The 12103-nt window shown below is 68.5% G+C and carries 9 protein-coding genes; 6 read left to right on the top strand and 3 right to left on the bottom strand.

Features of this window, described 5'->3' with window-relative positions; translation table 11 throughout:
* Nucleotides 1–19 precede the first annotated feature (19 nt).
* From RBS12_RS12885 to RBS12_RS12895, 3 genes are all read left to right on the top strand, one after another.
* On the top strand, nucleotides 20–1675 hold the full coding sequence (locus tag RBS12_RS12885; RefSeq protein ID WP_307966512.1) for an AMP-binding protein: 1656 nt from the start codon (nucleotides 20–22) through the stop codon (nucleotides 1673–1675).
* A gap of 11 nt (nucleotides 1676–1686) precedes the next feature.
* Entirely contained in the window at nucleotides 1687–4098 is a 2412-nt protein-coding gene (locus RBS12_RS12890; RefSeq protein WP_307966513.1) for a bifunctional salicylyl-CoA 5-hydroxylase/oxidoreductase, read from the top strand.
* A 73-nt stretch (nucleotides 4099–4171) separates the two neighbouring features.
* Nucleotides 4172–4627, top strand: a complete 456-nt coding sequence (locus RBS12_RS12895) for a thioesterase family protein (RefSeq protein ID WP_307966514.1) — start codon at nucleotides 4172–4174, stop codon at nucleotides 4625–4627.
* Between the two features lie 866 nt (nucleotides 4628–5493).
* Here RBS12_RS12895 and RBS12_RS12900 read toward each other — a convergent pair.
* Nucleotides 5494–7212 carry a thiamine pyrophosphate-binding protein gene (locus RBS12_RS12900; protein ID WP_307966515.1) on the bottom strand — a complete coding sequence of 573 codons (1719 nt, stop codon included), beginning with the start codon at nucleotides 7210–7212 and terminating at the stop codon, nucleotides 5494–5496.
* Entirely contained in the window at nucleotides 7209–7991 is a 783-nt protein-coding gene (locus tag RBS12_RS12905; RefSeq protein WP_307966516.1) for a cyclase family protein, read from the bottom strand. The genes RBS12_RS12900 and RBS12_RS12905 overlap by 4 nt, the downstream gene beginning before the upstream one ends.
* A 187-nt stretch (nucleotides 7992–8178) precedes the next feature.
* Here RBS12_RS12905 and RBS12_RS12910 point away from each other — a divergent pair, with 187 nt between their 5' ends.
* Genes RBS12_RS12910 through RBS12_RS12920 form a run of 3 tightly spaced genes read left to right on the top strand, consistent with a single transcriptional unit; the run spans nucleotide 8179 to nucleotide 10905 of the window.
* Nucleotides 8179–8625 carry a flavin reductase family protein gene (locus RBS12_RS12910; RefSeq protein WP_307966517.1) on the top strand — a complete coding sequence of 149 codons (447 nt, stop codon included), beginning with the start codon at nucleotides 8179–8181 and terminating at the stop codon, nucleotides 8623–8625.
* Between the two features lie 48 nt (nucleotides 8626–8673).
* Nucleotides 8674–9798: an LLM class flavin-dependent oxidoreductase gene (locus RBS12_RS12915; protein ID WP_307966518.1), complete on the top strand. Its 1125-nt coding sequence runs from the start codon at nucleotides 8674–8676 to the stop codon at nucleotides 9796–9798.
* Nucleotides 9799–9840: 42 nt separating this feature from the next.
* Nucleotides 9841–10905 carry a helix-turn-helix transcriptional regulator gene (locus tag RBS12_RS12920; RefSeq protein WP_307966519.1) on the top strand — a complete coding sequence of 355 codons (1065 nt, stop codon included), beginning with the start codon at nucleotides 9841–9843 and terminating at the stop codon, nucleotides 10903–10905.
* 136 nt (nucleotides 10906–11041) lie between these two features.
* Here RBS12_RS12920 and RBS12_RS12925 read toward each other — a convergent pair.
* A partial coding sequence (locus RBS12_RS12925) for a DUF222 domain-containing protein (protein ID WP_307966520.1) occupies nucleotides 11042–12103 on the bottom strand: 1062 nt, incomplete at its 5' end.

Raw genomic sequence — 12103 nt, forward strand, 5'->3', positions numbered from 1 at the left:
TCACGAAAGGCTCTCCACGATGGCCCTCTCCACCTCAGCACATGTCGACTCGTTCACGCGGGACAACCTGCCGCCCGAGTCCCAGTGGCCGACGTTCGAATTCACCCTCCCCGAACTGCAGTACCCGGACCGCCTCAACGCCGGAGCAGCTCTCATCGACCACGCGGTCGAGCGGTTCGGGCCCGACCGGACGGCCCTGATCGGCCCGGACGGGACGCGCTGGACCTATGGCGAGCTCCAGACACGGGCCAACCAGGTGGCCCAGGTGCTCACCGAGGACCTCGGCCTCGTCCCGGGCAACCGCGTGCTGCTCCGCTCCCCCAACAACCCGTGGACCGTCGCGGCCTGGCTGGGCACTCTCAAGGCCGGCGGGGTCGCCGTGACGACGATGTTCGCGCTCCGGTCCGCGGAGATCGTGCCGATCATCGAGCGGACCCAGCCCTCCGCGGCCCTCGTCGACCACCGCTTCGCCGACGATCTCGACGCAGCGCTTGCCGAGCTGGGCAGCGACCGCGGCCAGGTCGCCGTCGTCCGCTTCGGGGGCGACGGCGCGGACGACCTGACCGCGCGGGTCGCGACGAAGAGCGGGATCTTCGAAGCGGTGCCGACGGCGGCGGACGACGTCGCGCTGCTCGGGCCGACGTCGGGCAGCACGGGCGTCCCGAAGATCACGATGCACTTCCACCGGGACATCCTCGCCAACGCTGACACGTTCGCCCGGCACCTCCTGCACCCCACGCCCGACGACGTGTTCGCGTGCTCGGCACCTCTCGCGTTCACGTTCGGGCTTGGCTCGCTCGTCGTATTCCCGCTGCGCTTCGGGGCGTCCTCGCTCCTGGTGGAGAGGGCGACGCCGGTCCAGTTCGCCGAGCTCGTCGCCGCCAACGGCGTCACCATCCTCGCGACGGCGCCCACGGCCTACCGCGCGATCCTCAAGGCGGGCCGCGCCGACCTCCTCGCGGGGGTGAAGAAGGCCGTCTCCGCGGGAGAACACCTGCCGCAGGAGACGTGGCACCATGTGCACGACGACACGGGCCTCAAGCTCATCAACGGCATCGGCGCGACCGAATTGCTGCACGTGTTCATCTCCGCCGCGGGCGAGGACATCAGGCCCAGCTCAACGGGACGCGCTGTGCCCGGGTACCGCGCGACGATCCTCGACGCCGACGGGAACGAGGCGGCGCCGGGAGAGCTCGGCCGGCTGGCCGTCATTGGGCCGACCGGATGCCGGTACCTCGCGGACGAGCGCCAGCTCTCCTACGTGGTGAACGGCTGGAACGTCACCGGCGACATGTTCTACCGCGACGCCGACGGCTACTTCTACTACCAGGCGCGCTCCGACGACATGATCGTCTCCTCCGGCTACAACATCGGCGCGCCCGAGGTCGAGGCCGCGGTCAACGAGCACCCCGACGTGCTTGAGTGCGGCGTGGTCGGGCGGCCGGACTCCGAGCGGGGAACGGTCGTGTGCGCGTTCGTCGTGCTGCGGGACGGGGTCGACGGCGACGACGCGAAGCGCAAGGAGATCCAGGACTTCGTCAAGTCCCGCATCGCGCCCTACAAGTACCCGCGCGATGTCCGCTTCGTCGATGCGCTCCCCCGCAATCCGAGCGGCAAACTGCAGCATTTCCGCCTGCGCGAGCAGGCCGCCGAAACCAACGGCACCCAGGTCTGAAAGGAATCACAGTGAAGATCGCAGTCATCGGCGGCGGCCCGGGCGGCCTCTATTTCTCCGCCCTCATGAAGCAGCTCGACCCGTCCCACGAGGTGACCGTGTGGGAACGGAACCGAGCCGAGGACACGTTCGGCTTCGGCGTCGTCTTCTCCGACGAGACGCTCGGCGGCATCGGCAACGCGGACACCGTCGTCGCGGAGTACATGTCGGAGCGCTTCGCCCGCTGGACGGACATCGACATCACGCTCAACGGCGTGCGGCACACGGTGGGTGGGCAGGGCTTCGCGGCGATGAGCCGCAAGGAGCTCCTCCAGCTCCTCCAGCGGCGGGCCGCCGAGCTCGGCGTCGACGTCCGCTTCTCGACCCTCGCGCCCGACGTCGACGAGCTCTCCCGCGACTTCGACCTCGTCATCGCCTCCGATGGCGTCAACTCCCAGGTCCGGGCGCGCTACGCCGATTCCTTCGGCCCGTCCCTCGACGTCCGCCGCAACAAGTACATGTGGCTTGGCACGGATCTCGTGTTCGAGGCCTTTCAGTTCTTCGTCAAGGACACCCAGTGGGGCACGATGCAGATCCACGGGTACCCCTTCTCCGACTCCGGCTCGACGTTCATCGTCGAGATGCACGAGGACGTGTGGCGGGCGGCCGGATTCGACGCGACCGAGGGCACAGCGTTCCCGCCGGGCGTCTCGGACGAGGCGGCCATCGCGAAGATCCGCGAGATCTTCGCCGACGAGCTCGCCGGCCATGAGGTCCTCGCGAACAACTCGAAATGGATCAACTTCGCGACGGTCCGCAACCAGAGCTGGCGGCACGGAAACGTCGTGCTCCTCGGCGACGCTGCCCACACCGCGCACTTCTCGATCGGCTCGGGCACAAAGCTCGCGATGGAAGACGCCCTCGCGCTCGCGGCCTGCCTTCACGAGCACCCCACGCTCGAAGCGTCGCTCGTGGCGTACGAGTCGGAGCGGCGTCCCGTCGTCGAATCCACGCAGCGCGCCGCCCAGGCCTCCCTCGAGTGGTTCGAGAACATTGGCCAGTACACAGCGCAGGATCCGGTTCAGTTCTGCTTCAATCTGCTGACCCGCTCGCGCCGCATCACCCAGGAGAACCTACGGCTCCGCGACCCGGAGTTCGCCGCGCGCGTCGATGCGTGGTTCGCAGCTTCGCAGGCCCCGCTGGGGAATGGCGACGGCGAGGCCCGTCCTGCGATGTTCCAGCCCTTCCGTGTCGGTGGGCTCGAGCTCAAGAACCGCATCATCGTCTCCTCCATGGACATGTACTCCGCGGTCGACGGCGTCCCCGGAGACTTCCACCTCGCGCACCTCGGTTCGAAGGCCCTCGGCGGGGCGGGCCTGGTCATGACCGAGATGGTGTGCGTGTCCGAAACGGGCCGGATCACCCCCGGCTGCGCCGGGCTCTACACAGACAGCCAGAGGGACGCGTGGGGACGGATCGTGGACTTCGTCCACGCCTCCTCGACCGCCAGGATCGGCCTGCAGATCGGCCACTCCGGCCGCAAGGGCTCCACCAAGCTCATGTGGGAGGGCATCGACGAGCCCCTCGAATCGGGCAACTGGCAGACCGTCGCGCCGTCGTCGCTCGCGTACGGACCCGGCAATCAGGTACCCTCCGAGCTCGACCGCGCCGGCATGGACGCGATCCGCGACGATTTCGTCGCCGCCGCCCGCCGGGGAGCCGAGGCCGGCTTCGACCTGCTTGAAGTCCATGCCGCCCACGGCTACCTTCTCTCCTCGTTCCTCTCCCCGATTTCGAACCGCCGCGACGACGCCTACGGAGGCAGCCTCGAGAACCGCCTCCGCTTCCCGCTCGAGGTCTTCGACGCCGTACGCGCGGCCTGGCCCGCCGAACGCCCCGTCACCGTGCGCATCTCCGCCGTCGACTGGCTTCCGGATGGGAACACGGCGGACGACGCCGTCGAGATCGCCCGGGCCTTCATCAAGCACGGTGCCGCCGCCATCGACGTCTCCTCGGGGCAGATTGCCAAGGATGAGAAGCCTGCGTTCGGCCGTTCCTACCAGACGCCGTTTGCCGATCGGATCCGTCAGGCTGTCGGCGCCGAGAGCGGGGTTGCGGTCATCGCGGTCGGCGCGATCTCGAGCTACGACGACGTCAACTCGATCCTCCTCGCTGGCCGCGCGGACCTCGTGGCCATGGGTCGGACCCACCTCTACGATCCGCAATGGACGCTTCATGCAGCGGCCGAGCAGGACTACCGTGGCGCCGGCGCGGACTGGCCCTCCCAGTTCCGGGCGGGACGGCGCAAGCCGCCGTCGTCGCGAACCGATGCCGTGCGCCCGCGGCTCTCGCTCCTGCGCGAGCCCGACGGCGACGAGCTTCCCACACACGTCCGCTGGACCCCGCGGTCGTCCCGTGAGGCGCTTGAGCCGGTCAACGCCTGACAGTTCCAGCCAAGCCGAAACCAGCAGCCCCGGACCGGAAGGGTCCGGGGCTGGCTGTGCTACGAAAGAAGACATGATGATGAACGACCTCCCGCCCGGGGCCATACGCGAGACCATCACCCGCACCGTCGAGTGGGTCGACACCGATGCCTCCGGGCACCACCACAACTCCTTCATCATGCGAAGCGTCGAGGCCGCGGAGGCGCGCCTCTTCAAGCGGCTCGGGGTTCTCGAGGAGTACTTCGGAATCGCCCCCCGCGTGCATCACGAAGTGGACTTCCGCTCGAAGCTGTACTTCGGGCAGGAAGCCACGACGCTGCTCGAGATCGAGTCCGTGGGGCGTTCGTCGATGACGTTCCGGTTCGAAGTGATGGGCGAAGATTTCGAACGGGGGGCCGCAACGGTGCCGCGACGGCTGGCCGCATCCGGACGCTACGTCACGGTGCACGTGCCGAAAGACACCGAGGAGTCGGCGCCGTGGCCCGAGGCGTTCCTCGAAAGGCTAAGGGCTGCCGCCGTCGACGGCTGAAGGCTGGAATCCCCCGTGCCAGCCGGGCCCTCGTGCGCGCGACCCTCTTGACCGACTTCCGTTGCGCTGCGGTGAAACGATCTCGCCGCCTGTCATCAGCCCGGACCGAAGACGGCTACGGCAGCGAAAGTGCCTGGTCCCATTTCAGTGATATTGCAGAGGCGCGAAGCCCCGCAGGGGGCTGCAACACCGCCCCAACCGAGGAATACCGACGTGCCCATGACGCCCATCATGTTGCTGCTGACCTCGGCGCCTGGCTGCGCGGTCAGCAGCACCGTCTGTCCTCCGGCGAAGGCAGCCGGCTGGCAAAGGACTGTGCCGACCGTCCTGGAGGAGCAACTTACGCCGGCGGGGCTACTGGTAACCGAACCGGAGCTACCGACAACCGCTCCAGCCATGGTTCTCACCGACTGGTTGGTAATCGAAACGCTGATGGTGAACGTTGCGAGAGGCGCCGGCGCCGGGGCAGGCACTATCGGCGCGGGCGGTTCAGTCGGTGGCACCGGTTCTGGCGTTACCGGTTCTGGGGTCGCGCTGGGCGTTGGGGTCGCGCTGGGGGCGGCGGGCGACGGAGTGGCCGTAGCTGACGGTGTCCCGGTGGCGGTCTTGCTCGGGGAAGCGGCAGAGGGTGATGCGGTGGGACTTGCCGTCGTCGCGGACGGTGCGGCGCCAAAGCAGGACGTGAGCGAGAGGCCCACCAAGACCGTACCGGCGAAGAAAATCCTGAAGTGCTTCATAGCACTCACCCCTGCACTGGGCTTGAGAAGCCTTCCATCTCAGAGCCAAATACTCCGCCCGTTAAGACGCCTGATCAATCGCTGGGGTTCATTGTCCAACCAGAGGGCCGCCACCTCTTCGACAGCTGGTCAGTGGCCCTTGAACGCCTCCGCGAGCCACCACGCGCCGCCGTCGGACGCGATTTTGGCGTCGAGGACGAGAGGTCGATCTGGGGTGGAGTCCAGCCAGACCTTCAATGGTTCGAGATCCTCCACCGTGCGGACGGTGAGAGCTTCGCAGCCGTAGCCGCGGGCGATCGCGGCGATGTCGGTCTCAGGGAACGTCACCGTCGAGACGTCGACGGGCCCGTGCTCAGCGAAGTGGTGCACCTCGGCACCATAGGCCGCGTCGTTGTACACGATGCACAGCAGGGGCAGACGCAGCCGCACCGCGGTCTCGAGCTCGCTGATCCCCATGAGGAAGCCCCCGTCACCCGTTCCGAGGACAGGGAGGCGGTGCGGCTGGGCAAGGGCGGACCCGATCGCTGTGCTCAGGCCCAGGCCGATGGACTGGAACGCCTGGGTGAAGCAGAAGCCGAACTCATCCGGAACGTCCAGGTACTGACTCGGGTAGCCCATGAAGTTTCCCGAGTCGACCGCGACCACCCGCTCGGCGGGCAGAAGCTCGTCGATCCTGCGCGTGAGCACGCGGGGATCAATCCGCAATGCGCCGTCGGCGCCGGGGCCACCGAGGTCGGATGTCGGGACATCCTGCCAGCGGGCGGACTCGGCAATACCGGCCCGGACCTCCTCGCTGCGGTAGCCCGTCCGGGGCGAAACTCCGCGGCGCTGCAGCTCGGCGAGGGCGTCGGCGGCGGTCGCGGCGGAGTCGCCGAGTACGCCGAGGGTGATGGGTCGGTTCGCCCCGAGTGCGGAGTCCTCGAGGTCGACTTGGACGACGGCGGTGCCCCCGCCGATGAGGGTTCCGTGCCGCATGGTCCACATGTTCAAAGCACACCCGAAGCCCACGATAAGGTCCGCGCCCGAGATGAGCTCCGCCGTCGTCGGCGAAGAAAACCCGCCCGAAATCCCGAGGCCGAACGGCTCGCCGGCGAAGAGGCCTTTGGCGACCGCCGAGGTGGCCACGAGCGCCCCCACATGCTCGGCGAGCGCGAGGATCTCCGACCGGGCGCCGCGCCCGCCACGCCCGGCCAGGAACACCGGCCGCTCGGCGGCAAGGAGGAGGTCTGCCAAAGCGGCGACGGCCAAGGCGGCCGGACGCACCGGGGCAGGCGGGGCGATGGGGACGACGTCGTTCGTGTCCGGGGCGGGCTGGGCCTGGACGTCGAGCGGCAGGTTGAGGACGACCGTGCGGCGCTCGTTCTGTGCCGCGCGGAAGGCGCGGACGACGTCGGCCACCGCCGAGGCGGCCGAATGAACCCGGTGGGAGAGCGCCCCGACCGAGCGGGCAAGGCCGGGTTGATCCATGGTGAAGTTCGAGTTGACCGAGGCGCCCGCCGTCTCGGCGGCGAGCACGAGGAGCGGTGTGCGCGACTTCGCGGCCTCTCCGATCCCGGTCGTCGCGTTGGTCAGCCCGCACCCCTGGTGGACCGAGAGCAGCGCGACCTTCCCGGACATGCGAGCGTAGGCGTCCGCCATCGTCGCGGCGCCGCCCTCGTGCCGCGCAGCGGTGTAGGGCACCCCGTGGCGGATGAGGGCGTTGGTAACGTCGAAGTTCCCGGAGCCGACGACACCGAAGCAATGCCCCGCGCCCAGCTCGGCGAGGGTGCGTCCTACAAGGTGGGCGACGGTCTCCCCCGCAGGCGCAGATGCCGTCTTGGGAGTGGGGGCGTGCGCCTGGGCGGTCATGAGCTGGCCCCCTCGACGAAGGCCAGAACCCTCGCGGGAGACCCCGTTCCGCCGACGATCGGCAGCGGCGCGACGACGACGACGGCGCCCGTCGCCGGGAGCTGGCTGAGGTTCTGGAGCGAAGTGATGCCGTACTTGTCGGCACCGAGGAGGAAGTGGTGCATCGGGAACAGGGGGTCCATTCCGCCAGCGAGGCCCGCGTCGATGCCCACGGTCTCGACGCCGACTCCGGAGATCGGCGCGATGTCCGCGAGCCAACGGGCGCACTCCACGGTGAAGCCGGGCGTGTGCGAGCCGGTTTCGTCAGCGTTGAGGAAACGCTCGCGATCTTGCGCGTACGCGTCCCACCCGGTGCGCACGAGCAGCCACGCGTTCTCGGGGAGCGGCCCGTGCTCGGCCTCCCAGGCTTTGATGTGCTCGACGTCGACGAGGAAATCGGGGTCGGCGGCCGCCTCGCGGCTCACGTCGAGGACACACGCGGGGCCGACGAGCCGCGAGGGCTCGATCTGAGATACATCCTTCCCGCCGCGACCCGTGACCCAGTGCACGGGGGCGTCGAGATGGGTTCCGATGTGCTCGCCCGTGCTGATGTTGTGGTGCTTCCAGAAAGGCCCGGGCTCGTTGTAGGCCGAGACCTCCTCGAGGCTGAAGTCGACGAGGTTCGCGAGCGGGTCGGGAAGGCGCAGGGTCGGGGTCTCGCTCGAGAGAGTGTTGGTCAGATCGACTACACGCACCTCGCCCGTGGCGAGCGATGCGAGCAGCCCGGTCAGCTGTGACATGGGGACTCCTAGATAAGAGTGAGTGCGTGTCGCCATCATGACGATCGTCACAAGAGGTCTATGAGTTCGATCACCATAGCAGCCGCGAGGATCCACGGCTAGAGGCCAACCCGTGCCGCGGGATTCGGACTGCAGAGCTCGCGAATGGGATAGCCGAGCCCGTGTGAGCCACGCCACCATCGGATCCATGGACACATCCATCCTTGAATCACCGGTCACTGGGCTCGAGCTGCGCCAGGCGATGCGCCACTGGGACACGGGCGTCACCGTGATCACGGCCGGCTCCGAACAGTCCGGGCGGATTGGGCTGGTCTCGAACAGCTTCACGTCGGTTTCCTTGGAACCGCCGCTCGTCTCATGGTGCGTGGACCGCAACTCGAGCAGCTTCGCGGCCTGGTGCGAGACGCCAGCCTTCTCCATCCACATTCTCGACGACGAGGATGCGCACCTCATCCCGCGATTCGCCGCCCGGGGGACCGACAAATTCGCGGGCCTGAGCACGCACGCCACCCCGCTGGGCACGCCAGCGCTGGACGCCGGCCGTATCAGGCTCGACTGCCGCACGTGGAGGACGTACGACGGCGGCGATCACGTGATCATCATCGGCGAGGTCGCGAGTATCTCACCTCGCTGAACGATTAGCTCAATCACCCATTCAATCCTAAGAACAAGAGGAATTCGCATGACGCGCAGCATTCTCGACGGCCAAGGGTTCAAGCTCGGCCTCTTCTCCCCGAACTGCTCCGGCGGACTCGCGGTGACCAAAATCCCCGAACGGTGGAGCGCGAGCTGGGAGGACAACCTACGGCTGGCACAGCTCGCCGACGAGGTGGGCATCGACTTCCTGCTGCCGATCGCACGCTGGATCGGCTACAAGGGGGACACCAACTTCCACGGGCACGTGCTCGACCCCATCGTCTGGGCGGCCGGGCTCCTTGCCTCGACCGAGCGGATCACGGTGTTCTCCACGATCCACACCGCGTTCAACCACCCGCTCGCGATCGCCAAGGCGATGGCCACACTGGATCAGATCGGAGGCGGCGGCCGCGCGGGACTCAATATCGTGGCCGGATGGAACCAGCCTGAATACGAGACGATGGGCGTCTCGATGCCGCAAGAGCACGATGCGCGCTACGAATTCGCCCAGGAGTGGTGGGACGTTGTCCGCGACGCGTGGTCCCGACAGGAGATCTTCGATCACACCGGCACCTACTTCTCGCTGCAGCACATCGAATCCGAACCCAAGCCGCTGGGCGGAAGGCTCCCGGTTTTGAACGCGGGCTCGTCACGGCAGGGCCGAGAATTCGCGGCCAAGAATTCGGACTTCGTCTTCACGATCATCCCCGACGCAGAAACGGGCGCCGAGATCTCCTCCGGACTGCGGGCTCATGCACAGGCGAACTACGGGCGATCGGTGGGAGTCTTCACCCTGGGCCATGTGGTGTGCCGACCGACGCGAGCAGAGGCCGAGGAATTCGTCCACTACTACGCCGAGGAGAATGCGGACTGGGGTGCGGTGGACTACCTGATGGGCCTGCAGGGCCTGCATGCGCAGTCCTTCACCCCCGAGATGCTGACCACGATGCGGGGACGGTTCGCATCGGGGCACGGGTCCCTTCCGATGTTCGGGACTCCCGACGACGTCGCCGACGCCATCGAGCGCGTCTATCGGGCCGGCTTCGACGGCATGACGCTCGCGTTCGTCGACTACGCGGGCGAGCTCGAGTACTTCGCCCAGGAAGTCCTCCCGCGGCTCGAGGAACGGGGCGTGCGGGTACCGGCAAGGGTCTCCGCTGCCGCAGTGTGAGACGAAGGCACAATGTGACGCCTATCACGATTGCCTCGTAGCATGATGGTGAGCACGCTCGAGGAGATCCTGATGCATGACGGCCTGCCGCCCCTAGCCGGTCCAGTCCAAGACCGGCCCCTGGGTGGCAGGCCACTTGCCGAGACCCACTCGCCCCGCGAGATCCGCAATGCGGTGGACGCCCTCACGCATGAGCATCATGAGCTGGCGCTTCGAGAGGGGCATTCGGTCAATGGAACGGCCGATGGCCTCCAGCTTGGACCCCTCGGGCTCGTCCACGTAGCCTACGGCGCGCCCGTGATCGTGGACAGCCCTCCGTCGGGCCGCCAAGTCGTCATCGTCTTGCCTCTCGGGCCCATGGGGGTCCATTCGAACGGACACGAGTGGATCGCCCGCGGGCCGTTCGCCCTCAGTTCATTGCACGGAACCAAGATGGCGCCCGATCCTCGCGCCGGAGCCCTTGTCGGTTCCGCGGCGGCCGATGTTGTCGAGGACTACGTCGAACGACTCCAGTCGAAGCCCCTGCGCCTGCCCATCGCCCTTTCGTCTGAGGTGCCGCTGAAGTTGGCATCGCCGGGCCTCGTCGAGGCTGCGTGGCTCGAGGCGTGCGGAGCGCTGGGCAGCAGCTCGGAGCGGCCCGAGGACATCACCGTCAATGCTCTCGTGTCTTCCCTTCTCTCGACCATGGTGCTCGGCCTTGCGCCGCACCTGTCCGCGTCCATCGGGCCATCGCCGCGTATGATCGAGGGCCCCTCGAAGGCCCTCTGGCGAGGTCCCGGCTATCTCATTGCTGCCCGGAACCTCATGCAAGCTCACCTCGCCGAAAGCCTCTCAGTCGATGACATCGCGAGCGCGGTGGGCGTCAGTTCTCGACAGCTCCACGCCGCATTCGCAGAGCATCTCGGCACGAGTCCTGCACAGCTCCTGAGGGACATGCGCCTCGACCGCGCGCGCTCGCTTCTGCTCGACCGAAGCCTCGCGGGTCGCCTCACGGTGGCGACGGTCGCGGCCAGAACAGGTTTCTCCCATTTCGGGCGATTCGCCGCCTACTACGTCGAGAAGTTCGGGGAGGCTCCCTCAGTCACTCTGACCCGAACGCGGCACTAGGCACGCCCTCAATCCAGACGATCGTCAACCCAGAGGATCGACATCCCAGACGATCGACGGCGGCGGGCGTCGACCTCGCAGCAAGGGGGAGGATCAGAACGCCGGCGGTGCGTCGACCTCGCAGCAAAGGGGAGGATCAGAACGGGGGCGGCGCATCGCCTTCGGGATAGGTGATGTATCTCCGCCCGGAGGGCGCGGTCCATTCGAGGGTTCCGGGCGGCGGGGAGGCAGCCTGGCTAGTGGTGCGGGCGCTGGGGGTCCCGGGGACGTCGGGGGGTGCGGCGCCGGTGCTGGCCGCTCCCGCATTGGTCGAAGCGCCAGGGGTGTCGTTCGCGGTGCCGATCTGGCGGACCTCCCAGTGTCCGAGTGTCTTGAGCCGGTGGTGCTGTGGGCACAGGAGGGCGAGGTTGTCCGTGGCGGTCGCGCCGCCGTCGGACCATTCCCGGGTGTGGTCAGCTTCCGTCGCGGCCGCCGGCTTGTCGCAGCCGGGGAACCGGCAGGTCCGGTCGCGGGCCCCGAGGAAGCGGCGCATCGCGGGGGTGGGCGTGTAGCGCCGCCTGCCGAGGGCGAGCGGCGTGCCGGTGCCCGGCTCGACGTAGAGCCGGGACCACGTCGCGGCCTCCGCGGCGAGCAGCCTGACCGCGTCGGCGTCGATCGGCCCGTAGCCGACAATCTCCCCCGGTGCGCCCTCCCCCGGTGCGTCCTCCCCCGGGGCGTCCTCCCCCGGCGCGTCGGCCCCACGTGCGAGGGTGCGGGCCGGGACGGTGACGATCAGCTCGGTGCGCACCCCTCCGAGCGGGGAATGGCCGTGGCCGGTGAGGAGGTCCGCGAGGGCGTCGGCCCGCAGCTGGTTGACTGTGCGCTCCTCCTCGGGGCTCTGCAGGGACCGGGCGATGGCCTGCAGCCGGGTGTCGATCGCGGCCCCGACCTCGAGCGGCAGGTAGGCGCTCAGCCAGCACATCCCGTCCTGGTCCGGCTCGAGCTCGACCCGCCGGTGGGCGCCCGCCCGCTCCTTCCGGACCTCCAGCGGCTCCTCGGCGTGCTTCTCGGCCAGGCGGCGCAAGCGGCGCCTGAGTGCCCCCTGGGTGGGAATGGCCTCCGGGTCGGGCGGGCTGGCGATGGCCACCGCCTCGGAGGCGAACAATTCGAGCCGTTCCACGGGGACGGGCACGGCGGCGTCCAGGATCGCGGCGGCACG

It is taken from the genome of Sinomonas sp. ASV322, from assembly GCF_030908245.1.
In the GTDB taxonomy this organism is placed as follows: domain Bacteria; phylum Actinomycetota; class Actinomycetes; order Actinomycetales; family Micrococcaceae; genus Sinomonas.

Excerpts from the sequence above, each read along its gene's own strand:
- RBS12_RS12885 (WP_307966512.1), top strand. The coding sequence starts at position 20 with ATGGCCCTCTCCACCTCAGCACATGTCGACTCGTTCACGCGGGACAAC.
- RBS12_RS12895 (WP_307966514.1), top strand. The coding sequence starts at position 4,172 with ATGATGATGAACGACCTCCCGCCCGGGGCCATACGCGAGACCATCACC.
- RBS12_RS12900 (WP_307966515.1), bottom strand. The coding sequence starts at position 7,212 with ATGACCGCCCAGGCGCACGCCCCCACTCCCAAGACGGCATCTGCGCCT.
- RBS12_RS12905 (WP_307966516.1), bottom strand. The coding sequence starts at position 7,991 with ATGTCACAGCTGACCGGGCTGCTCGCATCGCTCGCCACGGGCGAGGTG.
- RBS12_RS12910 (WP_307966517.1), top strand. The coding sequence starts at position 8,179 with ATGGACACATCCATCCTTGAATCACCGGTCACTGGGCTCGAGCTGCGC.
- RBS12_RS12915 (WP_307966518.1), top strand. The coding sequence starts at position 8,674 with ATGACGCGCAGCATTCTCGACGGCCAAGGGTTCAAGCTCGGCCTCTTC.
- RBS12_RS12920 (WP_307966519.1), top strand. The coding sequence starts at position 9,841 with ATGATGGTGAGCACGCTCGAGGAGATCCTGATGCATGACGGCCTGCCG.